Annotated in this window: 34 protein-coding genes and 1 pseudogene; 30 read left to right on the top strand and 5 right to left on the bottom strand. The window is 39.0% G+C overall.

Annotated elements, in window-relative coordinates; genetic code table 11:
* Positions 1-20: 20 nt before the first annotated feature.
* A complete protein-coding gene (locus tag ACN6NE_RS00780) occupies positions 21-566 on the top strand; it encodes an N-acetyltransferase family protein (protein WP_474324082.1) in 546 nt (181 codons plus the stop codon).
* A gap of 102 nt (positions 567-668) precedes the next feature.
* Here ACN6NE_RS00780 and ACN6NE_RS00775 read toward each other — a convergent pair whose 3' ends face one another.
* The gene (locus ACN6NE_RS00775) at positions 669-2,057 is read right to left on the bottom strand and encodes an alpha/beta fold hydrolase (RefSeq protein WP_474324080.1); all 1,389 of its coding nucleotides are present in this window, start codon (positions 2,055-2,057) and stop codon (positions 669-671) included.
* Positions 2,058-2,221: 164 nt separating this feature from the next.
* On the opposite strand from ACN6NE_RS00775, the pseudogene ACN6NE_RS00770 reads away from it, so the two are divergent.
* From ACN6NE_RS00770 to ACN6NE_RS00760, 3 genes and pseudogenes are all read left to right on the top strand, one after another.
* Positions 2,222-3,832 (top strand): annotated as a pseudogene (locus tag ACN6NE_RS00770) (gamma-glutamyltransferase family protein).
* A 216-nt stretch (positions 3,833-4,048) separates the two neighbouring features.
* A complete protein-coding gene (locus ACN6NE_RS00765) occupies positions 4,049-4,549 on the top strand; it encodes a CBO0543 family protein (RefSeq protein ID WP_129710657.1) in 501 nt (166 codons plus the stop codon).
* A 38-nt stretch (positions 4,550-4,587) separates the two neighbouring features.
* A complete protein-coding gene (locus tag ACN6NE_RS00760; protein WP_474324078.1) occupies positions 4,588-5,199 on the top strand; it encodes a CBO0543 family protein in 612 nt (203 codons plus the stop codon).
* Between the two features lie 29 nt (positions 5,200-5,228).
* Here the strand turns inward: ACN6NE_RS00760 and ACN6NE_RS00755 are convergent, their stop codons facing one another.
* Complete coding sequence (locus ACN6NE_RS00755) at positions 5,229-5,567, bottom strand: hypothetical protein (RefSeq protein WP_129710605.1); 339 nt, start codon at positions 5,565-5,567, stop codon at positions 5,229-5,231.
* Between the two features lie 232 nt (positions 5,568-5,799).
* On the opposite strand from ACN6NE_RS00755, the gene ACN6NE_RS00750 reads away from it, so the two are divergent.
* The 20 genes from ACN6NE_RS00750 to gvpU all read left to right on the top strand — a co-directional run bounded on the left by ACN6NE_RS00750 (position 5,800) and on the right by gvpU (position 16,828).
* Positions 5,800-5,964 carry a hypothetical protein gene (locus ACN6NE_RS00750; RefSeq protein WP_240702741.1) on the top strand — a complete coding sequence of 55 codons (165 nt, stop codon included), beginning with the start codon at positions 5,800-5,802 and terminating at the stop codon, positions 5,962-5,964.
* 33 nt (positions 5,965-5,997) lie between these two features.
* A complete protein-coding gene (locus ACN6NE_RS00745) occupies positions 5,998-6,198 on the top strand; it encodes a hypothetical protein (protein ID WP_474324075.1) in 201 nt (66 codons plus the stop codon).
* A 90-nt stretch (positions 6,199-6,288) separates the two neighbouring features.
* Positions 6,289-6,627, top strand: a complete 339-nt coding sequence (locus tag ACN6NE_RS00740; protein WP_129710602.1) for a zinc ribbon domain-containing protein YjdM — start codon at positions 6,289-6,291, stop codon at positions 6,625-6,627.
* A 201-nt stretch (positions 6,628-6,828) separates the two neighbouring features.
* On the top strand, positions 6,829-8,073 hold the full coding sequence (gltP, locus tag ACN6NE_RS00735) for a glutamate-aspartate/proton symporter GltP (protein ID WP_129710601.1): 1,245 nt from the start codon (positions 6,829-6,831) through the stop codon (positions 8,071-8,073).
* A 212-nt stretch (positions 8,074-8,285) separates the two neighbouring features.
* Positions 8,286-8,765 (top strand): DUF2798 domain-containing protein, encoded by a 480-nt coding sequence (locus ACN6NE_RS00730; protein ID WP_129710600.1) that lies wholly within the window; start codon positions 8,286-8,288, stop codon positions 8,763-8,765.
* Positions 8,766-8,946: 181 nt separating this feature from the next.
* On the top strand, positions 8,947-9,432 hold the full coding sequence (locus ACN6NE_RS00725) for a general stress protein (protein WP_043981350.1): 486 nt from the start codon (positions 8,947-8,949) through the stop codon (positions 9,430-9,432).
* A gap of 443 nt (positions 9,433-9,875) precedes the next feature.
* Entirely contained in the window at positions 9,876-10,136 is a 261-nt protein-coding gene (gvpA, locus tag ACN6NE_RS00720; RefSeq protein WP_013058000.1) for a gas vesicle structural protein GvpA, read from the top strand.
* A gap of 60 nt (positions 10,137-10,196) precedes the next feature.
* Positions 10,197-10,682, top strand: a complete 486-nt coding sequence (gene gvpT, locus ACN6NE_RS00715) for a GvpT/GvpP family gas vesicle accessory protein (RefSeq protein WP_129710599.1) — start codon at positions 10,197-10,199, stop codon at positions 10,680-10,682.
* 25 nt (positions 10,683-10,707) lie between these two features.
* Positions 10,708-11,181 (top strand): gas vesicle protein GvpQ, encoded by a 474-nt coding sequence (gene gvpQ / locus ACN6NE_RS00710; protein WP_474324073.1) that lies wholly within the window; start codon positions 10,708-10,710, stop codon positions 11,179-11,181.
* Positions 11,182-11,200: 19 nt separating this feature from the next.
* Entirely contained in the window at positions 11,201-11,467 is a 267-nt protein-coding gene (gvpA, locus tag ACN6NE_RS00705; RefSeq protein WP_013057997.1) for a gas vesicle structural protein GvpA, read from the top strand.
* A 75-nt stretch (positions 11,468-11,542) separates the two neighbouring features.
* Complete coding sequence (gene gvpO / locus ACN6NE_RS00700; protein ID WP_013057996.1) at positions 11,543-11,809, top strand: gas vesicle protein GvpO; 267 nt, start codon at positions 11,543-11,545, stop codon at positions 11,807-11,809.
* A gap of 28 nt (positions 11,810-11,837) precedes the next feature.
* On the top strand, positions 11,838-12,764 hold the full coding sequence (gvpN, locus tag ACN6NE_RS00695; protein WP_474324071.1) for a gas vesicle protein GvpN: 927 nt from the start codon (positions 11,838-11,840) through the stop codon (positions 12,762-12,764).
* Positions 12,765-12,778: 14 nt separating this feature from the next.
* A complete protein-coding gene (locus tag ACN6NE_RS00690; RefSeq protein ID WP_016764909.1) occupies positions 12,779-13,546 on the top strand; it encodes a GvpL/GvpF family gas vesicle protein in 768 nt (255 codons plus the stop codon).
* Position 13,547: 1 nt separating this feature from the next.
* Positions 13,548-13,814: a gas vesicle protein GvpG gene (locus tag ACN6NE_RS00685; RefSeq protein ID WP_129710596.1), complete on the top strand. Its 267-nt coding sequence runs from the start codon at positions 13,548-13,550 to the stop codon at positions 13,812-13,814.
* Entirely contained in the window at positions 13,815-14,624 is an 810-nt protein-coding gene (locus ACN6NE_RS00680; RefSeq protein WP_129710595.1) for a GvpL/GvpF family gas vesicle protein, read from the top strand.
* 17 nt (positions 14,625-14,641) lie between these two features.
* Entirely contained in the window at positions 14,642-14,929 is a 288-nt protein-coding gene (locus ACN6NE_RS00675) for a gas vesicle protein (RefSeq protein ID WP_129710594.1), read from the top strand.
* Entirely contained in the window at positions 14,883-15,167 is a 285-nt protein-coding gene (locus ACN6NE_RS00670) for a gas vesicle protein K (RefSeq protein WP_013057990.1), read from the top strand. The genes ACN6NE_RS00675 and ACN6NE_RS00670 overlap by 47 nt, the downstream gene beginning before the upstream one ends.
* A 21-nt stretch (positions 15,168-15,188) precedes the next feature.
* Complete coding sequence (locus ACN6NE_RS00665; protein WP_013057989.1) at positions 15,189-15,491, top strand: gas vesicle protein; 303 nt, start codon at positions 15,189-15,191, stop codon at positions 15,489-15,491.
* Between the two features lie 36 nt (positions 15,492-15,527).
* A complete protein-coding gene (gene gvpT, locus ACN6NE_RS00660) occupies positions 15,528-16,388 on the top strand; it encodes a GvpT/GvpP family gas vesicle accessory protein (protein ID WP_474324069.1) in 861 nt (286 codons plus the stop codon).
* Positions 16,389-16,411: 23 nt separating this feature from the next.
* The gene (gene gvpU / locus ACN6NE_RS00655; protein ID WP_013057987.1) at positions 16,412-16,828 is read left to right on the top strand and encodes a gas vesicle accessory protein GvpU; all 417 of its coding nucleotides are present in this window, start codon (positions 16,412-16,414) and stop codon (positions 16,826-16,828) included.
* Between the two features lie 30 nt (positions 16,829-16,858).
* Here the strand turns inward: gvpU and ACN6NE_RS00650 are convergent, their stop codons facing one another.
* Complete coding sequence (locus ACN6NE_RS00650; protein ID WP_129710590.1) at positions 16,859-17,758, bottom strand: AraC family transcriptional regulator; 900 nt, start codon at positions 17,756-17,758, stop codon at positions 16,859-16,861.
* Between the two features lie 108 nt (positions 17,759-17,866).
* On the opposite strand from ACN6NE_RS00650, the gene ACN6NE_RS00645 reads away from it, so the two are divergent.
* Positions 17,867-18,787: an EamA family transporter gene (locus ACN6NE_RS00645; protein WP_474324067.1), complete on the top strand. Its 921-nt coding sequence runs from the start codon at positions 17,867-17,869 to the stop codon at positions 18,785-18,787.
* A 34-nt stretch (positions 18,788-18,821) separates the two neighbouring features.
* On the opposite strand, the gene ACN6NE_RS00640 is transcribed toward ACN6NE_RS00645, so the two are convergent.
* A complete protein-coding gene (locus ACN6NE_RS00640; RefSeq protein WP_013057984.1) occupies positions 18,822-19,037 on the bottom strand; it encodes a hypothetical protein in 216 nt (71 codons plus the stop codon).
* A gap of 273 nt (positions 19,038-19,310) precedes the next feature.
* On the opposite strand from ACN6NE_RS00640, the gene ACN6NE_RS00635 reads away from it, so the two are divergent.
* From ACN6NE_RS00635 to ACN6NE_RS00625, 3 genes are all read left to right on the top strand, one after another.
* Positions 19,311-20,246, top strand: coding sequence for an aldo/keto reductase (locus ACN6NE_RS00635; RefSeq protein WP_474324065.1), 936 nt, complete (start codon positions 19,311-19,313; stop codon positions 20,244-20,246).
* Positions 20,247-20,615: 369 nt separating this feature from the next.
* On the top strand, positions 20,616-20,999 hold the full coding sequence (locus tag ACN6NE_RS00630) for a MerR family transcriptional regulator (protein WP_025751010.1): 384 nt from the start codon (positions 20,616-20,618) through the stop codon (positions 20,997-20,999).
* A gap of 20 nt (positions 21,000-21,019) precedes the next feature.
* Complete coding sequence (locus ACN6NE_RS00625; protein ID WP_129710587.1) at positions 21,020-21,466, top strand: GNAT family N-acetyltransferase; 447 nt, start codon at positions 21,020-21,022, stop codon at positions 21,464-21,466.
* Positions 21,467-21,780: 314 nt separating this feature from the next.
* Here ACN6NE_RS00625 and ACN6NE_RS00620 read toward each other — a convergent pair whose 3' ends face one another.
* Positions 21,781-21,924 (bottom strand): YjcZ family sporulation protein, encoded by a 144-nt coding sequence (locus ACN6NE_RS00620; RefSeq protein WP_075421040.1) that lies wholly within the window; start codon positions 21,922-21,924, stop codon positions 21,781-21,783.
* Positions 21,925-22,662: 738 nt separating this feature from the next.
* On the opposite strand from ACN6NE_RS00620, the gene ACN6NE_RS00615 reads away from it, so the two are divergent.
* Together ACN6NE_RS00615 and ACN6NE_RS00610 are read left to right on the top strand one after the other, a co-directional pair.
* Entirely contained in the window at positions 22,663-23,871 is a 1,209-nt protein-coding gene (locus ACN6NE_RS00615) for an NAD(P)/FAD-dependent oxidoreductase (protein WP_474324062.1), read from the top strand.
* A gap of 77 nt (positions 23,872-23,948) precedes the next feature.
* On the top strand, positions 23,949-24,521 hold the full coding sequence (locus ACN6NE_RS00610; RefSeq protein WP_474324060.1) for a GNAT family N-acetyltransferase: 573 nt from the start codon (positions 23,949-23,951) through the stop codon (positions 24,519-24,521).
* Positions 24,522-24,601 lie beyond the last annotated feature (80 nt).

Below are 24,601 nucleotides of genomic sequence, written 5' to 3'. Positions count from 1 at the left end.
AAGACGTTTGGAGGTATACGATGGTCATCAGCCAGCAGATTTACCATGTGAAAGGACCTCAGTACCTCATTCGCTCAGCTGCCACTAGCGATGCAGGCGAATTATCTCACCTGAGAGTTCAGCTAGATGGAGAAACGGAAAACTTAGATCGTGAGTCAGGAGAAGGGTATATGGATAAAGGGGACTTTGAAGAGCTTATTAGTCGTGACACGGAGAGTAAACGAAGCTTATTTTTAGCAGCGGTTATACATAATGAAATTGTCGGATACTCAAGGTGCCAAGGCAACGAGTTGAAACGATTTGCTCATAAAGTAGAGTTTGGTGTGTGCGTCGCAAAAGAATGTTGGGGATACGGAATTGGCAAAGAGCTTTTACAGCAGTCCATACTGTGGGCAGATAGCGCGGGCATGAAGAAAATGACGCTAAATGTGCTAGAGAACAATAAAAAAGCGATTGATTTATATACAAAGTTCGGGTTTGAAATAGAAGGAGTATTAAAAAATGACAAGGTGCTGTCTGACGGCAAGTACTATAGTACGGTGATGATGGGTAGGTTTAATGGATAAGAGAACAAGGTGCTGTCTGACGGCAAGTACTATAGTACGGTGATGATGGGTAGGTTTAATGGATAAGAGAACAAGGCGCTGGGAAAACAGCGCCTTGTTCTCTTATTTTTTCGTTTCACGAACCCATTTCACAATATCATCAATGACATAAGAAGGAATGTTGGCTGAAACAGCATACTCAGCCGGCGTGCTTTTTTCACCGGTTCCTTCTGTGAAAAAGTGGTTGAGCTTTGGATAAAGCTTAAAAGAAGTGTTGGAACGCTGAGATAAGCTTTGTTTCCAGCCTTCAAAATCTTCGGTCGTTACTTGATAATCACGCGCTCCTTGTAAAAGAAGCAGCGGCGTGTCCTGAGATTTTGCGACTTCTGCAGGGTGCCAGTGAGCTAAGTCATACCAAAAATAAGGAGTTCCAAGGCGGAATTCTTTTGGCGGCTGAGCTGGCGAAAAGCTTGGGTCTTGTAAAATGGCAAACTGCTGCTGAAAAAGAGCAAGCTGCTCTTTTGGAAGCTGATTCAGCGATACAAGATAGGCATATTGTTCAAGCATTAACTCTGGAAGCGTGCGGCTCGGTGCAGCAAGTAAAACAGAGCCCCGCACGCTTTTGTCCGGCATTTGATTTAAAATTCTGGGCATCATCATGCCGCCTTGACTGTGTCCCAGTATAAAAATATTGCGGCTGTCGATGCCTTTTTGTTTCGCCATTGCTTTGACTGCGAGTACGGTGTCATCCGTTGTTTCATCGTCAACGTTTATTTTACTTTCACCGGACATTTTAGCTGTATGTTCGTATGTACGCTTGTTGTAGCGTAAAACGGCGATTCCTTGAGAAGCCAGTCCAGAAGCCAGATCTCGAAACGGCTTTAAGCTCATAAACGTTTCATCTTGATCAGAAGGTCCTGATCCGTGAACTAATATAACAACGGGTACATTTTGATGTTTTGAACGTGTTGGAAGAGTGAGCGTTGCTGGAAGTTCGTAAGGTGCTTTGCCGATTGAAAGCTGTTTTTCACTGTAGTTCTCAGGGGTGTCATAAGGCGGTGTGGAAAACGAAAACTGGCGCTCCACCGGTACGATTCGCCAATCATCAATTTGACGATTTTGACTAAAGCGAATGGTTAAAGTAGCTGATACGTGTTCAAATTCAATTGGAATTTCTATATTTCGATGAACGGTATTGACTTCACCTTGTACAGATGTACCAATTTTTTTTACAGAACCAAACTGAGCCGTTAGAGCTGACCACCATGTTTTTAGGTTGTCTTCACTCATTTTGGACTGCAGGCTGCGGGAAAAGTAGCGCTTAGCTTCTTTTGTTTTGCCGTTGGCCACATTCGTTAAAAATGCGTTTGCTCGTTTGACTTCAACTTTTGCTGAGTGATGAGCAGCATTTTCCGCTGCTTCAGCTTGAACAGTTGAAGTGGACATAGGGAGTACTTGAAGCCCGAGTGCTAAAGAAACAGCGAGTGGAAGTGCAGCTTTTACTTTTTTCATACATCATCCTCCTTGGCGATTCTTGTACTCTATCAGTATACCAATTTTAGGTAAAAAGAGTCATGTCATTCTAAGATAAAAAAAGCCGCTGCGTTATGAATATGGTAAAATAAAGAAGTTGTATTATTTAGAAAATTTAAACACCTGAAAAAGGAGGCGCTTTCATGACCTATGATCCGCATTATCATCCATATCCATCTTACCGAGTTCCCATTTATGCAAAAAAAGGAATGGTATCTACGTCTTAGCCGCTCGCAGCGCAGGCAGGCCTTGATATTTTTAAAAAAGGCGGCAATGCCATTGATGCAGCAATCGCGACAGCAGCGAGCCTTACAGTATTAGAGCCCGCCTCTAATGGAATCGGAGGAGACGCGTTTGCGCTTGTTTGGACCAATAATCAGCTGTACGGACTAAACGCTAGCGGACCTTCTCCGCAGTCTATTTCTATTGATGCACTAAAGGAAAAAGGATACAGAGATATTCCTAAGTACGGAATGATTCCCGTTACGGTTCCCGGGGCTCCGGCTGCTTGGGCTGCTTTATCGAAGCGGTTTGGCAAACTGCCTCTTTCTCAAGTGCTGCAGCCTGCTATTCAGTACGCCAAAGAAAGATTTCCGCTAGCGCCTACTCTCGCGAAACAATGGAAACAAGCGTACGATACGTTCAAACGAGTACATACAAGTGAAGAATTTGAGGCATGGTTTCAAACGTTTGCCCCAAATGGACGAGCACCAAAAGCAGGAGAGATGTGGTCATCCATACATCACGCCCGTACGTTTCAGCTCATTGGCGAAACAAATGCAGAAGCGTTTTATAAAGGTGAGCTTGCGGATCGTATTGATGCATTCAGCAAAAAATATAGCGGCTTTTTATCCAAGGAAGATTTGGCTGCTTATGAGCCTGAGTGGGTGAACCCGATTTCCGCTCACTACCGTGGATATGATGTGTGGGAAATTCCTCCGAACGGTCAAGGGCTTATTGCGTTAATGGCATTAAATATCGTTAAAGGCTTTGAGCTTCAAGAAAAAGATGCGGTGGGTACGTATCATAAACAAATAGAAGCAATAAAGCTTGCGTTTGCGGACGGGGAAAAATACATTACGGAAGAAGCAAAAATGAGCGTGTCTGTTAGTGCGCTTCTGTCTGATACATATGCAAGCTATCGCCGCGGCCTTATAAAAGAACATGCCCTGCAGCCTGAAGCCGGAGAACCTGTTGGAAGCGGAACGGTGTATTTAGCAACGGCTGATGAAGAAGGAAACATGGTTTCGTTTATTCAAAGCAATTATATGGGCTTTGGTTCTGGAATCGTTGTGCCAGAAACGGGAATTGCCTTGCAAAACCGCGGACATAATTTTTCAATGGATCCTGTTCACGATAACTGTCTTGCTCCTAATAAAAAAACGTTTCATACCATTATTCCAGGCTTTCTCACTAAAAATAATGAGCCCGTAGGACCGTTTGGCGTGATGGGAGGTTTTATGCAGCCGCAGGGACATATGCAAGTCGTCATGAATACGATTGACTTCCATCTTCATCCTCAAGCCGCTTTAGACGCGCCAAGATGGCAGTGGAAAAAAGATAAAACGGTGCTTGTAGAGCCAGCTTTTCCCTCACACGTAGCACAAGCGCTTGAACGAAAAGGACATATAATTGAAGTAGCCGTTGATTCAATGGCATTTGGGCGCGGACAGATTATTTGGTGAGATCCTGAAAGCGGCGTGCTATGCGGAGGAAGTGAATCACGAACGGATGGATTTGTAGCTGGATGGTAACGGGTAAAAGAAACAGAATAGTTGGAGGGAAAAGCCCGTACTGATTGGAGTTGGGCTTTTTTCATGTCTCAACCATATGTATAAATCTCTTCAAAGAACTTAAAACTAAAACAAACATGTACGTATGTAAGCAGAACGTGGTTAGAACAGCCGTCTCAAGCTGCCAATTGACATGAAGGTAGGCTAATAACACTTGGTGAAAGGAGCGAAAAGGTGATGAGAAATAAAAAGTTTGAAGTGAAATTTTTACGTGTAATGCTACTTATCGCCCTGGGGATTCTCCCTTTTTTATTTAGAAAACCACCAATTAAAGATTGGCTGCTGGCCTATGTATTTAACGCCTTAACAAATGGTATTATTGATAAATTTATTATAACTCACGGCCTTCTTCGATATCCAACTCGCTTATTGAAAAAACAGTTTAGAATTAACGTGTTGTTCGACTTTTTGCTGTATCCTATGATATCCGTCATGATTAACCAGGCTACGTATTACGATAAAGGGTTGAAAGTTCTATATAAAATTGTGCTTTTTACGATCCCGATGTTTTTTATTGAATTATGGGCTGAAAAACGAACGAAGCTCATCGAGTGGAAAACAGGCTGGATGTGGTACCACACTTTTACTAGCGTAACGTTAAAATCGTATCTTAACCGAATGCTGATTGGATGGATTCGAAAAATTGAAAAGAAGCAGGAAGAAACGAAAATACAATAACAGAGGTTCTAAAAACGATGTTAGAGAGGTGAACAAAGGTGCATATTTCTGTCCTTCTATGGCTGATTTTTCAAAATATCCATAAGAAAACGTGGAAAAAAATACGCGAGCTGTATGCTGGGATTTTATACGTGAGCTTTTTTAATATTCTCTACTACTTTTTATGTAATGATAAATTGCTTTGGGATTTTAAATCTTCTCATCTTTCATTAAAAGGACTGCGTATTTTACATCTTATGTTTATTACACCTCTAATGACTTTGTCGTTCTTAGCTACCTATCCGTCTACGCTCGCTAAGCAGGTGAAATATATTGCAAAATGGGTATGTACAGCTTCGTTTGTAGAATGGATTGGACTCAGTTGCAAGGGGATTACCTTTAGGCACGGCTGGCATTTAGGGTGGTCAGCACTTATTTATGTAATGATGCTTATCTTCTTGAGATGGTTTCAAAAAAAGCCTTTTGCGGTCTTACTGCTCTCAGTTTTAGCAACAGTGGTTCTCAGCGTTATCTTTAAAGTTCCCGTTAGCAAACGGATGCTAAAACATCCGCTGAAACGAATATTGACTCGGCCTTTAAAAGATCATGTGACTCAAGCTGTTGCGAATAAAGTAAAGCGAAAATGCCTGCTTCTCAAGCTGTTTTCGTAAGTTCCTGCTCTCTGTGAAGAGCAGGTTTTTTAGCTTACTGGAGGAATAACGTCCGTCAGCAGCAGAATGAAAAAAATCAGGCCCACTCCCGTAAAGCTTAAAGAAGCAAGAAAATAAGCCGTCCAGCGCAAACGAAACGGATTATGTTCAATATTGGCCCCAGACATTAACCTCATGGAATGAGCTTTATAGTGAGAATGAGCGCTGTTGCTTCCGCTGCTTGAAAACCAAAAAGTCAAAACTGAAAACAAAAGTCCGCTAAAAAACATAAGCTCAATAAAGCGAATAGACAAAAATGATGAGCACGCATAGGTTAATCCAGCTTCAATAAGCAGTGTAATAACAAAAATAAGCTGAGTTTTCTTCAAAAAATTCCCCCTTTTTTCTCTGTGTCTAATTTTCATTATATAATAATTAACATGTATAAAAAATCTCAAAAATTCTTTTATTATGATATAATGGTAATAAATGTATTATGTGAAAGAGTATTCAAAACCCGTACGCATCACGATTATAAGCTCTTTTATAATGATGAGACTTACTATATACGCTGCGCTTAGCTTCAAGTGCGTAGAAGTATGTATGGACTTAGGGGAGACTGTGATTGCGATACTAGCAGCGGGAGCACTTCTGTTATACGGTACGTTAGAGCTTTGGTTTGCGCCTCGTAATTCTTCCTTTTTTAAAGGGTGGAAGCAAAAACTAGCCGTCATTTTACCGTTATACGCAGTTACATTTGGCATATGGTTCGTGTTTTTTTCGTAACAAAAAAAGTCTTACAAAAAGGAGGAATGAAAAATGGAAATCAATTCATACCTCATTCGGTTTTCATGTATGCTGATGCTGATGTTTGGAGGGTTATTTATTATACGGTATGTAAAAACAAGTGACCTTTATTTAGATCAGCTTCTTGTCTTTGGAGCAGGTTTTGTTCTATTTATCGGCTCACTTATTTGGAAAAGAAAACATCAGCAGCAAAGAAATAGAAAAGCTTGTTAATCTCATAAAATTGTGACAGTATAAAATAGATAAAAAACGTAATCTCGTGATCGTACCATTGGTTACGAGCTGCTGCTGGAGGAAAAGAAAATGAGTGTACCTAATTGCCCAAGCTGTCAATCACAGTATACATATGAAGATGGAAACCTGTTCGTCTGCCCGGAGTGTGCGCATGAATGGAGGCAAGATGAAAAAACAGAAAGTACGGAAGAACAGCTTACTGTAAAAGATGCAAACGGAAACCTTTTAAAAGACGGCGATTCAGTTACTGTCATTAAAGATTTAAAAGTAAAAGGAAGCTCATCGGTTGTAAAAATCGGAACGAAAGTAAAAAGCATTCGTTTAGTAGAAGGCGATCATAACATCGATTGCAAAATTGACGGATTTGGAGCGATGAGCTTAAAATCTCAGTTTGTTAAAAAAGCATAAGAATTAAAAAAGCCAGGATGAAGAACAACTTCACTCTGGCTTTTTTCTATGTGTTTTAACGGATAAAGCAAAATATATAGACCAATTTGTCTATTTTAGAAGGAATCTAGCTAAATGTCCCGAACTTACTTAAAGTGTCTGAGAATTTGGATATTAATGGAATGGATGTCCGTTTCGTGAAAGCAAAAGGGAGGGAGAAATGTGAAAAAGTTTTTAGCGTTTCAAATTTTAATTGCATTAGTAATCGGAGCTGTTATCGGGCACTTTTTTCCGGACTTCGGGATGGCTTTAAGACCGGTAGGGGACGGGTTTATCCGCCTCATTAAAATGATTGTGGTGCCGATTGTCTTTTCAACCATCGTCATAGGTGCTGCGGGAAGCGGCAGTATGAAACAAATGGGGAGTCTAGGGTTAAAGACGATTATTTGGTTTGAAATCATTACTACCATCGTATTAGGAATCGGTCTGCTGTTAGTAAATTTGCTAAAGCCCGGAGTAGGCCTCGATCTTTCTCATCTTGTTAAAAAAGATATCGGTGAATTATCTCAGTACACCGACAAAGTCGTAGACTTTAAACAAATGATTTTGAACATCATTCCAACGAATATCGTAGATGTGATGGCAAAAAATGATTTGCTGGCCGTGATTTTCTTTGCTATTTTATTCGGTGTTGCCGCTTCAGGAGTTGGTAAAGCATCCGAACCTGCAATGAAATTTTTTGAATCCACGGCTAAAATTATGTTTAAATTAACGCAAATTGTTATGGTCACAGCGCCTCTTGGTGTACTAGCGCTAATGGCTGCATCTGTAGGGCAATACGGCATTGCACTTCTGCTTCCAATGCTAAAGCTAATTGGAACCGTCTTTTTAGGTCTTTTTATTATTTTATTTGTTTTATTTCCCCTTGTTGGGTTTTTATTCAAATTCAACTACTTTGAAGTATTCAAAATGATTTGGGATTTGTTTCTTATTGCGTTTTCAACAACAAGTACAGAAACGGTGCTGCCACAGCTGATGGAGCGGATGGAAAAGTACGGATGTCCTAAGCGAGTCGTGTCGTTCGTTATTCCGTCGGGCCTGTCGTTAAACTGTGATGGATCTACTTTGTATTTATCCGTTTCATGCGTCTTTTTAGCACAGGCTTTTAACATCGATATGCCGTTAACTCAGCAATTATTTATGATGCTTATACTGGTGATGACAAGTAAAGGAATTGCAGCTGTCCCGTCAGGTTCACTTGTTGTTCTTTTAGCAACAGCCAATGCAGTAGGTCTGCCGGCTGAAGGAGTGGCAATTATTGCAGGAGTAGACCGGATCATGGATATGGCAAGAACAGGAGTCAACGTTCCGGGCCACGCGATTGCCTGTATCGTCGTCTCAAAATGGGAAAAAGTATTCCGCATCCAAACGCCAATTCCGCCCGGATCTCACACGGAATCTCTATAAAACCAACCTCCGCTTTAGTCTATAGAGCGGGGGTTTTTTGTTACATCTTCAAACATTGATTAACGATATAGACTAGAGTGATTTGCCGTACTCAGCCTTCCTCACAAAATGAGCACCAGCCGCTTAAGAATGTTCACAAATTGTTCACTTACGAAGGAGGAATGTAAAAAGCTATACTAATCCAAGTAAAAAAGATGAAAAGGATGAGGAATGTGCCAACAACTAAAAAAGAAAGTATGTATTTTGGAATGATGATGTGCGGAGGGATGGTGCTTGTGATGACGGTGTATAACATGTTAATGAATGACGTCATCGGGCATATCACACTCGCAGAAGGTATTTTGAACTTGGTTATCACATTTGTCGTTGCCATGGCTGTCGAAACTTTTTTTGTCGGTCCCGTAGCAAAAAAAGTAGCATTTTTACTGCCGTTTGATAAATCGAAACAGTTAAAAGTCGTGTTGATTTTGTCGTCATGTATGGTGATCGGAATGGTGCTTTGCATGTCTGTATACGGATTAATTACGATGTCGATTACGAAAGGTTTAGGCGGAGAGCCGCTTCTTTCAAGCTATGCATTGATCGTTATGAAAAACTTTATCGTGGCATACCCGCTTCAGCTTCTCATAATGGGACCTTTAGTTCGCGGATTGTTTATGAAGTTTGTGAAAAAGAATACCACAGCTGCTTAAGTCAAAACCTTAAGAACGCATATTTTCTTAGGGTTTTGTTATGCAATGCTGTTTGGTAAGAAGAGAAGAAAGTCACTAAATGAAGATTGATTTGGCGTCATTTATTTAGAAATACTTACTCTTTAAAACGTTTCAAAGTAACGCTCTTGGGTACACACAACATTAATGAGGAGGAGATAATATGGAAGCAAAAGCAAAGAATGTTGTGGGGGTATACGAAACGGAACAAGAAGCAATTCAAGCTGTAGAGAGTTTGAAAAAAGAAGGGTATACATCAGAAGAAATATCTATCATCGGCAAACATAAAAAGACCAAAAAAGTTCAGAAAGAAACGAATACCAAAGCAGAAGGGGCAGCAACTGGAGCACTTACCGGAGGTACGCTAGGGAGCTTGACCGGAATATTAGCAGGTGCCGGCGCTCTTGCCATACCGGGAATAGGCCCAATTGTGGCAGCTGGTCCGATTGTAGCTACATTAACAGGTGCAGCAGCTGGTGCGAGCGTAGGAGGTCTGTCTGGTATTTTAGTAAGTATGGGAATTCCAAAACAGCAGGCCGAACAATATAATGATTCAGTCAAAGAAGGCAGCTTGCTTGTTTTAGTAGACAAAGAAGATTCAGATCATGATGGAAATCCGAAAGCGCCTTTAACCGGAATGATTTTATAGAACGTATGATATGTAGGAGAAATCTGTCGCAGTGCGGCAGATTTTTTTATGCACTGATTTAAACACATTCACCTAACAATAATATTCCATAATAGTTAAAAATATCAAAATATATCATGGTGTATCGAGTAATAATATGCCTTAAATTATAATGTAATATTATTGTAACAATAATGTATTTATTGTTTTATTCTAGAGTTATATTCTTGATAAAAGCTTTAACAATAGGGTTTATGTCCAATGATTATCCATAAATTAACTGTAAATTATTATACTTATTAGAATAATTTTCTAATTTATTTTCAGGAATTACTTTTTAGCAAATTATTCATGTTTGAAAGAGGGCTAAAAAGTATATTTCAAAAGTATGTTTAATTAAAAAGTTAAGCAGATTGATTAGTAGCATCATTCATTTAGCTAAATTTCAAAAGGAGCTGCTAAAAATGAGTATTCAAAAAAGTACAGATAGTTCTAGTTTAGCAGAAGTGATTGATCGAATTCTCGACAAAGGGATTGTCATCGATGCTTTTGCCCGAGTATCACTCGTAGGAATTGAAATTTTAACGATTGAAGCACGAGTTGTGATTGCAAGTGTCGATACGTGGCTTCGCTATGCAGAAGCCGTCGGGTTATTAACCGACAAAGTAGAGGAAGAAGGGCTGCCTGGCCGAACAGAGGAGCGAGGTGCAGGGCTTAGCTTTTAAGTCTTTTAATCGTAAGAAAATTCATTAAATAAATAATAATAAGAGAAAAGAGGATGAAACATGTCAACAACTGATAACAATGTGCAAAATGAAAAACAAGAAAATCAGCAGCAGGAAGAAAAAACGCAAAACTCTTTAAATCTTGCTATTTTAGGAGGCGTAGTAGGAGCAGGAATTGGGCTTCTTTCAAGTCCTCAAACGAGTAAAAAAGTACTCAGCCGCTTAGGACAATCAGAAATTGTACGTGCGACAGGACAAGAGTTAAGAAGAAACGCACAGGATATTCTAACGCAGCAAGCGATGGGAGCATTAAGACAGACGGCTACAGGCTATCTTGAAAAAGACAATTTAAGCAAGCTGCTGGCACCTAAAAAGAAAAAAGAAGAGGCATCAAATGAACAGGGAAATGCGCAGGAAGAAGTCAGCGAAAGCGCAGAAATGGAAACGTCTCAGTACGAAGAGCTAAAAGAAGAAAATAAAAATATGAACGATCAGCTGCAGCGCATTGAAGAGATGCTAAACAAACTCATGGACGCTAAAAAGTAAGATATTCGTCCTGAAGGGGAATTTCATGGATAAAAAAGATGTGGAGAAAGCAGCCTTAAAAGCAGGAAAAAAGATTATCGATCATACGCCTGAACCTGTTAAGGAAAAGGTAGAAGAAAAGGTTAAAGAAAAAGCGAAAGAAAAATTTGTCGAAAAAACTGAAGGGAAACTGCAGGAAAAAGCAAATGAAGCGTCAGAAAAACTGCAGGAAACAAAAGAAAAAAATGCCAGTAAGGTACACGGCAAAGGGGAAGACGCAAAAGAAAAGCTTCAAGACGTCTTACTATCAGTAAAAGATAAGCTTAGCGATGTGAAAGAAGCTGGAGAGGACTTTCAAGAAAGAGTTTCTTCTTCAGACGATAAAGAGAAGTTAAAAAATAAGCGGAAAATAAAAGGTGTAAATCAGATTAAAAAAGCAACGGATATTAAAAGCTCTACTAAGATTAAAAGTTCCACTGATATTAAATCATCTACAGATTTAAAAACAATGGGATCATAAGCGAAAGGAGAAATGAGATATGTCTATTCAAAAAAGTACTAATAGTTCAAGTTTAGCAGAAGTTATTGACCGTATTTTAGATAAAGGAATTGTTATTGACGCTTTTGCAAGAGTTTCTGTTGTAGGAATTGAAATTTTAACGATTGAAGCGCGAGTGGTTATTGCCAGTGTTGATACATGGTTACGCTATGCAGAAGCAGTAGGGCTTCTTCGTGACGACGTAGAAGAAAACGGTCTTCCTGAACGTTCAAATTCAAGTGAAGGGCAGCCGCGTTTTAGTATTTAATATGAAGTGATATGGAACCTTCCTTTTTTGAGGTTGGTTCCAGCTTTTAGATCTAACTATTGGAGGCTACTAAAAATGGAAATTAAAAAAATTATGCAAGCCGTGAACGACTTTTTCGGTGAACACGTAGCTCCTCCTCATAAAATTACCTCGGTGGAAGCTACTGAAGATGAAGGCTGGAGAGTTATTGTTGAAGTCATTGAAGAACGAGAATACATGAAAAAATACGCAAAAGATGAAATGCTCGGAACGTACGAGTGCTTTTTAAATAAAGAAAAAGAAGTTATTTCATTTAAACGACTCGACGTCAGATATAGAAGCGCCATTGGCATTGAAGCATAAACGATAAGATGGCAGGAGGAACGTAAAAATGACCGTCTTAACAGACAAAAGGAAAAAAGGCAGTGGAACTTTTATACAAGATGACGAGACAAAAGAGGTTCTTTCAAGAGCGCTGAGCTATTTAAAATCCGGCTATTCCATTCATTTTACAGGTCCTGCCGGCGGAGGCAAAACCTCTTTAGCGCGAGCGCTTGCTAAAAAGAGAAAGCGTCCTGTAATGCTGATGCACGGGAATCACGAGCTCAACAACAAAGATTTAATTGGCGATTTTACGGGATACACGAGCAAAAAAGTAATCGACCAGTATGTTCGTTCGGTATATAAAAAAGATGAACAAGTGAGTGAAAACTGGCAGGATGGCCGATTGCTTGAAGCTGTAAAAAATGGCTATACGCTGATTTACGACGAATTTACTCGTTCTAAGCCTGCAACGAATAATATCTTTCTATCGATATTAGAAGAAGGCGTGCTGCCGCTGTATGGAGTAAAAATGACCGATCCTTTTGTGCGCGTGCATCCCGATTTCCGCGTCATCTTCACAAGCAACCCAGCTGAGTATGCCGGCGTATATGATACGCAAGATGCGCTTCTTGACAGGTTAATTACCATGTTTATTGATTATAAAGACATCGACAGAGAGACAGCGATCTTAACGGAGAAAACGGACGTAGAAGAAAACGAAGCGCGCATAATTGTAACGCTCGTAGCAAACGTGCGAAACCGCTCTGGAGACGAAAACAGCAGCGGACTTAGCCTGCGGGCTTCCCTTATGATCGCTACTCTTGCCACGCAGCAAGACATTGCTATTGACGGAAATAATGAAGAGTTTCAAACGTTATGTATGGATGTTTTACATCATCCGCTTACTAGATGTTTGGATGAAAAAAATGCAAAAAGCAAAGCCGAAAAAATCATTTTAGAAGAATGCAAGAATATAGACAGTGAAGAAAAGTAAAGGAGTTTGAAAACATGAGTGAAACAAACGAAACAGGTATTTATATTTTTAGCGCCATTCAAACGGATAAAGACGAAGAATTTGGCTCGGTCGAAGTAGAAGGAACAAAAGCTGAAACGTTTTTGATTCGCTACAAAGACGCGGCTATGGTAGCAGCTGAAGTACCGATGAAAATTTATCATCCTAATCGCCAAAATTTATTAATGCATCAAAACGCAGTAGCAGCGATTATGGACAAGAACGATACGGTTATTCCAATCAGCTTTGGGAATGTATTCAAATCAAAAGAAGATGTAAAAGTTCTTTTGGAAAACCTTTATCCGCAGTTTGAAAAGCTGTTTCCAGCGATCAAAGGAAAAATTGAAGTCGGTTTAAAAGTAATTGGGAAAAAAGAATGGCTTGAGAAAAAAGTAAACGAAAATCCTGAACTTGAAAAAGTATCAGCATCCGTAAAAGGAAAATCAGAAGCAGCCGGTTATTATGAGCGTATTCAACTTGGGGGAATGGCTCAAAAGATGTTTACTTCTCTGCAAAAAGAAGTCAAGACAGATGTGTTTTCCCCGCTTGAAGAAGCAGCAGAAGCAGCAAAAGCAAATGAGCCAACGGGCGAAACGATGCTTTTAAACGCGTCTTTCTTAATTAACCGAGAAGATGAAGCGAAGTTTGATGAAAAAGTGAATGAAGCGCATGAAAACTGGAAAGACAAAGCCGATTTTCATTACAGCGGTCCTTGGCCTGCTTATAATTTTGTAAACATTCGCCTAAAAGTGGAAGAAAAATAACGTGCTTCACAAATTAGTAACCGCACCTATTAACCTTGTAGTGAAAATCGGCGAAAAAGTACAGGAAGAAGCTGATAAACAGCTATATGACCTTCCGACGATTCAGCAAAAACTCATTCAGCTTCAAATGATGTTTGAGCTTGGTGAAATTCCCGAAGAAGCGTTTCAAGAAAAAGAAGAGGAATTGTTAATGAGGTACGAAATTGCGAAACGAAGAGAAATTGAACAATGGGAAGAGCTAACACAAAAAAGAAATGAGGAATCCTAGATGGGAGAATTACTGTATTTATACGGTTTAATTCCAACAAAAGAAGCAGCATCCATAGAGCCGTTTCCATCTTATAAAGGGTTTGACGGAGAACATTCACTGTACCCAATAACGATTGATCAGGTGACGGCTGTAGTTTCTAAACTGGATGCTGACACCTATTCAGAAGAAGTGATTAAAGAAAAAATGGAGCAGGATATGAGCTGGCTGCAGGAAAAAGCATTTCATCATCACGAGACGGTAGCCGCTTTGTACGAAGAATTTACGATCATTCCATTAAAATTTTGCACCATTTATAAAAGTGAAGAAAGTCTGCAAGCAGCTATTGAGATTAACAAAGAAAAGATAGAGAATTCACTGACGCTGCTTCAAGGAAATGAAGAATGGAACGTGAAGATTTACTGTGATGATACGGAGCTTAAAAAAGGGATCAGCGAAACAAATGAAAGCGTGAAAGCGAAAAAAGAAGAAATTAGTCACTTATCACCAGGAAGACAGTTTTTTGAAAAGAAAAAAATAGATCAGCTGATTGAAAAAGAATTAGAACTTCATAAAAACAAAGTGTGTGAAGAGATACATGACAAGCTTAAAGAATTATCGCTTTATGACTCTGTTAAAAAGAATTGGAGCAAGGATGTAACGGGCGCAGCTGAACAGATGGCGTGGAACAGCGTGTTTCTTCTCCCGTCTCTGCAGATTGCTAAGTTCGTAAACGAAATAGAAGAGCTTCAGCAAAAGCTTGAAAATAAAGGCTGGAAGTTTGAAGTGACGGGACCATGGCCGCCCTATCATTTCTCGAGCTTTGCGTAAAGTGAGGAATTAACATTATGTCTCTTAAACAATCCATGGAGAATAAAGATATTGCTCTTATTGATATTTTAGATGTCATTTTAGATAAAGGAGTCGCCATTAAAGGAGACTTAATCATTTCCATAGCTGGCGTCGATTTAGTGTATTTGGATTTGCGGGTGCTTATTTCTTCGGTTGAAACGCTTGTGCAAGCAAAAGAAGGAAATCGCAAACCAATCACTTCTGAACAATTTGATAAACAAAAGGAGGAATTAATGGATGCAACCGGTCAGCCAAGCAAATGGGCGAATCCACTTGGATCCTGATCAAGCTGAACAAGGCTTAGCGCAGCTTGTGATGACAGTTATTGAGCTATTGAGGCAAATCGTTGAACGTCATGCCATGAGGCGGGTGGAGGGTGGAACGTTGACGGACGAACAAATTGAAAACTTAGGAATTGCACTAATGAACTTAGAAGAAAAAATGGACGAGTTGAAAGAGGTGTTCGGTCTGGACGCAGAAGATTTAAATATTGATCTTGGACCGCTAGGCAGCCTGCTTTAAGCGGTCGGTAGGAGGAACAGTATGGCAGTCGAACATAATATGCAGTCAAGTACGATTGTAGATGTGCTCGAAAAGATTTTGGATAAAGGAGTTGTTATAGCGGGGGACATCACCGTAGGAATTGCAGATGTCGAGCTATTAACGATAAAGATCCGCTTGATTGTGGCTTCGGTTGATAAAGCCAAAGAAATCGGCATGGACTGGTGGGAAAATGATCCCTATCTCAGTTCAAAAGGAGCCAATAACAAAGCGCTCGAAGAAGAAAATAAAATGCTGCATGAGCGGTTAAAAACGCTTGAAGAAAAAATAGAAACGAAACGTTAAAAACTGTACGCTACTTAAAAAATGGAGGGATTTACAATGGCAACTGAAACAAAATTAGATAACACACAGGCAGAAAACAAGGAAAATAAAAACACGGAAAACGGTTCAAAAGCAAGCAAAACAACAAGCAGCGGACCAATCAAACGAGCGGTAGCAGGAGGCATCATCGGTGCAACGATTGGATATGTATCGACTCCTGAAAATCGAAAAAGTCTCCTTGACCGCATTGATACAGACGAATTAAAAAGCAAAGCATCAGATTTAGGAACCAAAGTAAAAGAAAAATCAAAAAGCAGTGTGGCCAGTCTGAAAACATCTGCAGGAAGCTTGTTTAAAAAAGATAAAGATAAATCAAAAGATGATGAAGAAAACGTAAATTCTTCTAGTAGCGAAACAGAAGACGATAATGTTCAAGAGTACGACGAGTTAAAAGAAGAAAATCAAACTCTTCAAGATCGCTTATCACAGCTTGAAGAAAAAATGAACATGCTTGTTGAGCTTAGCCTCAATAAAAATCAAGACGAAGAAACGGAAGATACAGATTCCGACGAAGAAGAGAACGATGAGAATGAAGAAAACGAGCAGGACGATGAAAACGAAGAAGAAACATCTAAGCCTCGTAAAAAGGATAAAAAAGAAGCTGAACAAGAAGAGGAAGAAGAAAGTGAAAGTGACGAAGACAGCGAGGAAGAAGAGGAAGATTCTCGCTCAAACAAAAAAAACAATAAAGTAAAAACAGAAGAAGAAGACGAAGATGAAAGCGAAGAAGAAAAAAAGGAAGCGAAACCAAAAAAGTCAACAGCTAAAAAATCAAAAAACACAAAAGCAAAGAAAAACACGGACGAAGAAGATGATGAAGCAACATCTCTTTCTAGTGAAGACGATACAACAGCCTAAGGCGTAAAGGAGGAAAGAAAGACATGAGTACAGGCCCTTCTTTTTCAACTAAAGACAATACGCTTGAATACTTTGTGAAAGCTTCTAATAAACACGGCTTTTCACTTGATATTTCATTAAATGTAAACGGCGCTGTGATTTCCGGTACCATGATTTCAGCAAAAGAATACTTTGATTACTTAAGCGAAACGTTTGAAGAAGGCAGTGAAGTGGCTCAGGCGCTAAGCGAACAATTCTCTTTAGCAAGCGAAGCGAGCGAATCAAACGGAGAAGCAGAAGCCCATTTTATTCATTTGAAAAATACAAAGATTTACTGTGGAGACAGTAAATCTACTCCTTCTAAAGGCAAGATCTTTTGGAGAGGGAAAATAGCAGAAGTAGACGGGTTTTTCTTAGGAAAGATTTCTGATGCAAAATCAACGAGTAAAAAGAGTTCATAAAAAACGGCGGGGTGATTGCCCCGCCGTTTTTTAGTGATGTGATGAGATGTGCAGCTTCTTTTTTCGATACATGAGCGGAGTCATCTTCATTTCTTTTCGAAACTGATTAATAAAATAGCTTGTACTATTAAACCCTACTTGATAAGCGACGTCCGTCACATTTGCTTCTGCTTGCTGCAGCATAACTAAGCTTTGCTGAATTCGATAGTTTAATACATAGGTCAAAGGCGATTTTTTTAACATTTTCTTAAAATATCGACAGCATTCAGAACGGCTCAATTGTCCGGCTTTGGCAATATCATCGAGCGTAATCTTTTCAGCAAAGTGCAAATGAATCCAATTAAGCATTTGCTTCATCCGCTGATTTTTGATCATTTCTTTTTCATTGTATTTCAGCTGCAAACCGTTAAGAATTAAATTTTTCCAAAGTATGCTGAGTTCAGAGGCAATCTCTATTTCATAGTGGTGCGGCTGCTTATGAATCCATGTGTATATCTTATGTATAGACTCTAACACGTTATTTCCCCAGGCTTGCTTTGGACTGATGAATAAATGAGATAGATTCGTTGCATGAATGTAGGGATAAACATAATTTGTGAAAAGTTCTTGCGGCACAAGAAAATGAGGAGAAACATTTAAACAAATATACACGCAGCCGGATTTGTTTATGTCTTCAGTCATATGAAGACATCCGCTGTTAATAAACAGTCCGTAGCCTTGTTTGACAATCACTGTTTTTTCATTTATTTGAAAAGACGCATCACCTTTTATAACCAATACAAATTGAAGCTCATCATGCCAGTGAAGAGGGATGTAGCCGTTTATGTGATCGCCGATCGTCGTTTGATAACATGCTACTGGCAGCTCAACGGTGCGATGGGTCGTTAGCTCTTTTAAGTTTTCATCAATTTTAAAATGGGCTGCTGGCATACATGGTCACCTCAATATATTTATATTTTTTAATGCAATATGCGTATTTTCCGCCCCGTTTTTCACTTATTATAACACTATTATTATAATAAAAGTGAGGGATGAAAGATGAACGATCTTAGCAGAAAAAAAGGGTTCTTCTTTGTAACAACTGGAGCTATATGTTGGGGGGTGGGAGGAACGGTTGCTCAAAAGCTTTTTCAAGAATTTGAAATCAGTGTAGACTGGCTTGTTTCAGTACGGCTGCTCATTGCAGGTTTTTTGCTGCTAATGATTTCATGTATGAAAAATAATCGTTCTCACGTATTTGGAGTATGGAAGAACCGAAAGTCAGCTTTTCAGCTCGTCGTTTTTGCCATAGTTGGTATGCTCGCCGTTCAGTATACGTATATGGCTTCTATTAAGCATGGAAATGCAGCAGTAGCTACGCTGCTGCAGTATTTATCACCAGTGATGATTATCGTTTATTTGCTTTTGCGCAAGCAGTCTATATTTACGCGACAAGACGTCATCACTGTTCTGCTGGCACTCGGGGGCTGCTTTTTTTTATTAACAAACGGCTCTATTTCTCAGCTGTCTGTTCCTGTATCTGCCGTTGTTTGGGGAGTGCTGTCAGGTGTAGCAGCAGCATTTTATACGCTGTATGCCGTGCCGCTGATCAAAAAGTACAGTTCGCTTGTCATCGTTGGCTGGTCAATGGTAATTGGGGGAAGCGTAATGAGCTTTATTCATCCTCCTTGGGAAGCGTCAAGCTTATCACCAATAACCTGCGGATATATTTTATTTGTCATTATTTTTGGCACGATGCTTGCTTTTTGGTTTTATGTAGAAAGCCTGCAAAGTCTTTTACCTAAAGAAACGAGTTTGCTTGGAAGTTTAGAGCCTTTAGCCGCTGTTATTACAACTGTTGTTTGGCTGAAAGAGCCTTTTGGTTTTTATCAATGGATAGGCACAGCTTGTATTATTGGATTAGTTCTATTACTCACACGAACGAAACAAGCATCTTCTGAGACGACACTTTCAGCATAAATAGGGGCTTGCTAAAAGAAGAAGCAAACCAATGTCACTTTGCCGCCGAATCTGTAGAAACTCGTTTGACTTTTAAAATCTTTACATATTGAATAAACACTCTTTCTTTTGTAGAGACATTTAATTTAGCAAGTCTTGATGCGTCATCTCGGTTTTTAGCAGATTCTATCACAAAAGTTCCTTTGATTTTGGCTTCATCTTTTAGAACGGAATACTGTATTTCAAATCGTTTTGCTTTCGTTTTCTGCATAGTGATTGATAAGCTCCTTTGCCTGATAGATTAATGTATTGCTATGAAATAAGCTTCGATAAAAAGGAAGGAAAGAACGTAACATATACTACTAAATGAAATGCAGAGCGGCAGTGACTTTTATCACACCACAACCTAGTATTTCATCTTTTTACCAAAAAAGATAGGGTGTTTTACCGTTGCTGCTTATAAAATCTTTTATTCTTTCTGCTTGACCTAGAGTTAACTCTATGGTTTATCTTGTAGTAGTATCATTTCAAGGAGGGGCTTTATATGAAGTATCATACAATTGCTAATACTGACTTACACGTATCAAATTTAATTATGGGAAATATGCGTTTAACAGAGCTTTCTTTACAAGAAGCAGAGAAGCTAATCCGCACAGCGATGGAAGAAGAAATTAACTTTTTTGACCATGCTGATATTTACGGTCCTAATTATGTAGGACAATGCGAAGAGTATTTTGCAAACGCTATACAAATGAATTCAAGTCTTCGTGAGAAAATGGTGATTCAAAGTAAATGCGGCATTAACTCAGCGAAAAATTACTATGACTTTTCAAAGCAGCATATTATAGACTCTGTTAACGGCAGCTTAGAGCGTTTAAAAACAGATTACTTAGATCTTTTATTACTTCATCGCCCAGATCCATTAATGAATCCTGAAGAAGTAGCAGAAGCGTTTAATGAGCTTCAAAGCAGCGGAAAGGTACGTCACTTTGGGGTGTCGAACCATAACCCAGCGCAAATTCAGCTGCTTGAAAAATATATCAACCAAAAGCTTGTCGTAAACCAAGTGCAGTTCAGCATCGCACATACGCCAATCATTGACTCTGGTATTTCTTTAAATATGGGCATCGACCAAGCTGTGAACCGCGACAGCAGCGTGCTTGAATATTGCCGTTTAAATGATATAACGCTTCAAGCGTGGTCGCCATTCCAAAACGGATTTTTCGAAGGACCTTTCCTCGGCGATAAAGAGAAATTTGGAAAGTTAAACGAAGTGATTGATCGCATCGCAAGTAAATATAGCGTAACGAATACAGCGATTGCCGTTGCATGGATCACAACTCATCCTGCAAACATCCAAGTAGTGCTTGGTACTACAAATATTCAGCGTATGAAAGATGCAAGTAAAGGTTCAGAAATCAAGTTAACGCGCGAAGAGTGGTACGATATTTATAAAGCCGCTGGCAACATGGTGCCTTAAGCGCTGCAGTTCTTAAAATAAAGCAGGTAACTCCGTTCGGATATGGAACGGAGTTACCTGCGTTTTACGATAAGTAACTACTGGTTAAGCTAGAAAAAGATTTAGCAGCAGCTCAATTATCTTTGTGACGCCAAGACCTAACAAAAAGGCAATAAAACCGCCAATTACAATGGTAAGCATCATGTGAGCAGTATTCATCGTATTCATCCTTTCAGGTTTAAATATATGTTGCTGCTGCTTGTACAAAAAGTCTGCAGCATAAAGAGCTCAATGAAGAAGACTATAAAAGAATAAATCCTCGGGATAGCTGGAGGTCAAGACAAACTCATCATGTTTTTCTGAGAAGTTTAAGGTGTAGGAGGAAGCAGTATGACGTATACCATTTCACAAGTTGCAAAGAAATTGAACGTGACAATTTATACCATTCGCTATTATGATAAAGAAGGGCTTTTTCCATTTTTAGATCGTACAGCGTCAGGGAATCGTATTTTTAAAGAACAAGATATTGAATGGATTGATTTAATTTGCTGCTTAAAAAGCACAGGTATGCAAATCAAGGACATTCGGACGCTTATTGAAAACTGTACGCTTGAAAATGCCGTGCTTGATAAAAGTCTGCAAATGCTGATGGATCATAAAAAAGCGGTACAAAAAGAAATCGAAGAAATCCATCATAAGCTTGAGACGATTGATTATAAAATTAAGCACCTGCCGGAAATGTATGAGCGAATTGTTAACAAGCCTTCAAACTAAACAAAAAAGGAAGCGTAAAAATGATCGAAAAAGTAGTACCTCTCACTGCAGAGAATATGCAGCAGTGCATTAATTTGTATATGAATGTATTTACAAAAACACCTTGGAATGAGCCGTGGACAGAGAAATCAGCTAGAGAAAGGCTGACTGATTTAATGCACACACCTAAATTTATGGGCTATTTATTTTATGACCAAGGAGAGTTGATTGGAATGATTGCAGGTCACGCGAAAAAATCATACAGCGGTATGACCTTTTACGTGGCCGAGCTTTGCGTCAGCGCAAGTGCGCAGGGAAAAGGGTACGGTTCAGCTATCTTAAGCCGGTTTGAGAACGAACTTCAAAGACACGATATCAACAGCTTGTATCTCTTGACGGCGACTGGAGGAGCTGCACAGGCTTTTTATGAAAGAAACGGCTATACTGTCAATGATCAGCGCGTTGTCTTGAAAAAAACGTTTGTTTAATGTTTAGCATCTACATAGAGCAGGAAGAGAGTTGCAGAGTGACTCTCTTTTTAATTAATCTTTTTATCTATTAATATGTAGAAGAAAAGGAAGTATGAACAAGAAAAATAAGGTGATGGGAAGAAGCAGACAAGAAACGGCAGATTAAAAAAATCTATTTTTTTACAATGGTTAGTCTTATTATTACCTGGTTCATAAGCACATTTAAAAACAGTGCCCATTATGTGGACACTGCTTTTTCATAATAAAGTGGAAAGCTAGCTTTTGGTGAAAAAATTAGTGGAAATGAAGCTGTTCATCATTATTTCTAATGATTAGCAACCGCCAAATCCTCCCCAGCAAGCACAGCCGATGATGATTAATAAAATGAATAATACGATGATTAAAGCAAAGCCACTGCCAAACCCGCCGCCGCCGTAACCGTAACCGCCATAACCACAGCCACCATAGAAGCCCATATATTTCACCTCCAAGTTCTGAGTACATTTTTAACATATGCCTGAAATGCAAAAGTGCTCCAAAAATATCCAATGATTTCAATGAAAATAAAAAAAGATAAGAAAATAAGATGGACACGGTACTTTTTTTCACTTTTTACATAGGATGAATCATCCCAAGATCTCATATATGAGCCCCCATGTTATAACAAAGCAGGCTAATACCACTTCCTCCTTAGCCTGCGTACATAATGAAGGAGAAGCCGAAGAATTTTTTCTTCGGCTTCTTATTTTTTACTATGAAATAAACACGTTAGTACTTTCCCTATACCATTCTAAGTCAGGATCCGCTTTTAACGTAAGGCTTTATATCCATCCACAGTTAATCAGAGCGTGCACCCCACTTAATATAAAAAACTATCTGGTGATTTTCCAGGTGGTTTTTGCGTGGAACTTTTTATGTAGTGAAGAAGTTATATATTTACGCACTTACTGGGGGTCTGTGTCTAAAGCAGAAGATCACGACATGATGTTTATCAATACTTTAGTCGTGCACTTTATATGCTCATGGTATTAAGAGTCATGATTAATTCTATTGTATAGAAGATTAGTTTAATGAATGGCCTCTTTAATCACCTGACCTTTACGTTAATAACTTGCTTACTATCCTCGAAAAGCTTAACCCACATACTTTCATCCTGCTGCATGCAAAAATTAGCTTATATTGGGCATAATAGAGAAAAGAAAGGAGGCGTTTGCATGAATTTATTATTTGGAAACCCTTATTGGCAGACAACTGTAGCGAAGCCACCTGTATACCCATCTCTAGAGGAAGATATTGAGTGCGATGTTCTTATTATTGGAGGAGGAAGTTCAGGTGCACAATGTGCTTATTATTTATGTGAGCAGGGGCTTGATGTTGTGGTTGTTGATAAACGTAAAGCAGGGCATGGAAGTACAATTGTAAATACCTCTCTTATTCAATATTTAGGAGATAAATTGTTTTACGAATTAGTCAACACGTTTGGAGAAGAAAAAACAGTCCGTCATTATAAGCTGTGCGAACAGGCTATTACAGATATTGAGGAAGCAGCTAAAAAGCTTCCGATTAATGCAGAATTTATAAGAAGAGACAGCTTGTATTATGCAAGTTATGAAGAAGATATCACGAAGATAAATAAAGACTACTTTTATATGCAAAAGCATGGATTTGAAGCTGAAATCTTATCAGAAGAACAAATTGAAAAAGACTATGGATTTAAAAAACGAATGGCAATGCTTATTAAAAATGATGCAGAGCTGAACCCTTACAGCTTTACACTCGGTCTGTTACAGTATGGAAAACAGCATGGGGTTCGGATGTTTGAAGAAACAGAAATTGTCGGTCAAAAGTTAGAAAAAGATGAAGCTGTATTTTTCACTAAAAATAAATCACAAATCGAAGCTAAACATGTCATTATGGCAGGAGGCTATGAAAATCAAGAATTTAAGAGAGAGAAAAAAGCTGTACTTACAAGTTCGTATGCAATCGTTACGACTCCTGTAAAGGATTTTACAGGATGGAAAAATCGAAATTTAATTTGGGAAACAGCTCGACCGTATATTTACATGAGAACAACTTACGATAATCGAGTCATTATAGGCGGTCTTGATGAAAACACGATTGTGCCGCAAGAACGTGATGCTAAACTCGTTCATAAAAGAGACAAACTTTTAAAAGAGTTCAATAAGCTTTTTCCTCATCTTCAAGTCGAAGCTGATTATTACATAAGCGCTTATTACGGAGGCACTCATGACGGCCTTCCCCTCATCGGAATATATGACGAAATGCCTAACTGTTACTTTCTAAGCGGATATGGAGATAACGGAACGGTGTATAATATGGTGCTAGCTAAAATCATAGCAGAACATATCACAACGAAGAAAAGCAGTGATTTAGAACTTTACATTCAAACAAGAAAAGTTTAATATGTGAGAAAATGGAAGGTTTTTAAAAAAGCCTTCTTTTTTTACATACATTTCTTGAAGTAGAGGAGAGACATAGTATGATAGAGGGTCACGCTATTTATTTACGCCCGTTAACTGTCAGCGATGCGCATGACAGCCTTCAGTTGCAAAAGGACAATCGCGGCTTTTTTGAACAGTTTTCTATGATTCGAGAGGATTCTTTTTATACGTTGGAAGGCCAAGTAGAAAAAATTAAGCGTCATGAAGAGAACAGAAAAAACGATCAAGAATACTATTTTGGTCTTTTTCAAAAAGAGAATAATAAGTTAATTGGCACCATTAGTCTTTTTCAAGTGCTGCGCGGATCTTTACAAAGCGCGTTTATCGGCTATTTTCTAGATCAGCATCATAGTGGAAAAGGGTACGCAACAGAAGCGGTAAAAGCGCTTGTTGGCTACGCGTTTGAAGAGTTGCATCTTCACCGCATTGAAGCCGGTGTCATGCCTCGTAATATGCCTTCTCAGCGAGTACTTGAAAAAGCAGGGTTTCATAGGGAAGGAATAGCTAGAAAAAATGTACATATTAACGGTATATGGGAAGACCATCAAGTCTTGGCTATCCTTAACCCTAACGATGAAATAGAAGAAATAAATGAGTTCTTAAAATTTTGATATACGTTTTCGGATTTAAAATTTATAATGAGAATAAGAGAATAGAACAGTCTATATTTAAATAGTAGGTGACTAAGGTA

This window comes from Priestia sp. 53B2 (genome assembly GCF_056099005.1).
Note: the sequence above shows the minus strand (reverse complement) of the source record. Positions and strands in the feature narration are given on the sequence as shown.

What these genes read in the sequence shown, in the direction of transcription:
- ACN6NE_RS00780 (WP_474324082.1), top strand. Translation starts at nt 21, where the DNA reads ATGGTCATCAGCCAGCAGATTTACCATGTGAAAGGACCTCAGTACCTC.
- ACN6NE_RS00775 (WP_474324080.1), bottom strand. Translation starts at nt 2,057, where the DNA reads ATGAAAAAAGTAAAAGCTGCACTTCCACTCGCTGTTTCTTTAGCACTC.
- ACN6NE_RS00765 (WP_129710657.1), top strand. Translation starts at nt 4,049, where the DNA reads ATGAGAAATAAAAAGTTTGAAGTGAAATTTTTACGTGTAATGCTACTT.
- ACN6NE_RS00745 (WP_474324075.1), top strand. Translation starts at nt 5,998, where the DNA reads ATGGAAATCAATTCATACCTCATTCGGTTTTCATGTATGCTGATGCTG.
- ACN6NE_RS00740 (WP_129710602.1), top strand. Translation starts at nt 6,289, where the DNA reads ATGAGTGTACCTAATTGCCCAAGCTGTCAATCACAGTATACATATGAA.
- ACN6NE_RS00725 (WP_043981350.1), top strand. Translation starts at nt 8,947, where the DNA reads ATGGAAGCAAAAGCAAAGAATGTTGTGGGGGTATACGAAACGGAACAA.
- gvpA (WP_013058000.1), top strand. Translation starts at nt 9,876, where the DNA reads ATGAGTATTCAAAAAAGTACAGATAGTTCTAGTTTAGCAGAAGTGATT.
- gvpT (WP_129710599.1), top strand. Translation starts at nt 10,197, where the DNA reads ATGTCAACAACTGATAACAATGTGCAAAATGAAAAACAAGAAAATCAG.
- gvpQ (WP_474324073.1), top strand. Translation starts at nt 10,708, where the DNA reads ATGGATAAAAAAGATGTGGAGAAAGCAGCCTTAAAAGCAGGAAAAAAG.
- gvpA (WP_013057997.1), top strand. Translation starts at nt 11,201, where the DNA reads ATGTCTATTCAAAAAAGTACTAATAGTTCAAGTTTAGCAGAAGTTATT.
- gvpO (WP_013057996.1), top strand. Translation starts at nt 11,543, where the DNA reads ATGGAAATTAAAAAAATTATGCAAGCCGTGAACGACTTTTTCGGTGAA.
- gvpN (WP_474324071.1), top strand. Translation starts at nt 11,838, where the DNA reads ATGACCGTCTTAACAGACAAAAGGAAAAAAGGCAGTGGAACTTTTATA.
- ACN6NE_RS00690 (WP_016764909.1), top strand. Translation starts at nt 12,779, where the DNA reads ATGAGTGAAACAAACGAAACAGGTATTTATATTTTTAGCGCCATTCAA.
- ACN6NE_RS00680 (WP_129710595.1), top strand. Translation starts at nt 13,815, where the DNA reads ATGGGAGAATTACTGTATTTATACGGTTTAATTCCAACAAAAGAAGCA.
- ACN6NE_RS00675 (WP_129710594.1), top strand. Translation starts at nt 14,642, where the DNA reads ATGTCTCTTAAACAATCCATGGAGAATAAAGATATTGCTCTTATTGAT.
- ACN6NE_RS00670 (WP_013057990.1), top strand. Translation starts at nt 14,883, where the DNA reads ATGCAACCGGTCAGCCAAGCAAATGGGCGAATCCACTTGGATCCTGAT.
- ACN6NE_RS00665 (WP_013057989.1), top strand. Translation starts at nt 15,189, where the DNA reads ATGGCAGTCGAACATAATATGCAGTCAAGTACGATTGTAGATGTGCTC.
- gvpT (WP_474324069.1), top strand. Translation starts at nt 15,528, where the DNA reads ATGGCAACTGAAACAAAATTAGATAACACACAGGCAGAAAACAAGGAA.
- gvpU (WP_013057987.1), top strand. Translation starts at nt 16,412, where the DNA reads ATGAGTACAGGCCCTTCTTTTTCAACTAAAGACAATACGCTTGAATAC.
- ACN6NE_RS00650 (WP_129710590.1), bottom strand. Translation starts at nt 17,758, where the DNA reads ATGCCAGCAGCCCATTTTAAAATTGATGAAAACTTAAAAGAGCTAACG.
- ACN6NE_RS00645 (WP_474324067.1), top strand. Translation starts at nt 17,867, where the DNA reads ATGAACGATCTTAGCAGAAAAAAAGGGTTCTTCTTTGTAACAACTGGA.
- ACN6NE_RS00640 (WP_013057984.1), bottom strand. Translation starts at nt 19,037, where the DNA reads ATGCAGAAAACGAAAGCAAAACGATTTGAAATACAGTATTCCGTTCTA.
- ACN6NE_RS00635 (WP_474324065.1), top strand. Translation starts at nt 19,311, where the DNA reads ATGAAGTATCATACAATTGCTAATACTGACTTACACGTATCAAATTTA.
- ACN6NE_RS00630 (WP_025751010.1), top strand. Translation starts at nt 20,616, where the DNA reads ATGACGTATACCATTTCACAAGTTGCAAAGAAATTGAACGTGACAATT.
- ACN6NE_RS00625 (WP_129710587.1), top strand. Translation starts at nt 21,020, where the DNA reads ATGATCGAAAAAGTAGTACCTCTCACTGCAGAGAATATGCAGCAGTGC.
- ACN6NE_RS00620 (WP_075421040.1), bottom strand. Translation starts at nt 21,924, where the DNA reads ATGGGCTTCTATGGTGGCTGTGGTTATGGCGGTTACGGTTACGGCGGC.
- ACN6NE_RS00615 (WP_474324062.1), top strand. Translation starts at nt 22,663, where the DNA reads ATGAATTTATTATTTGGAAACCCTTATTGGCAGACAACTGTAGCGAAG.
- ACN6NE_RS00610 (WP_474324060.1), top strand. Translation starts at nt 23,949, where the DNA reads ATGATAGAGGGTCACGCTATTTATTTACGCCCGTTAACTGTCAGCGAT.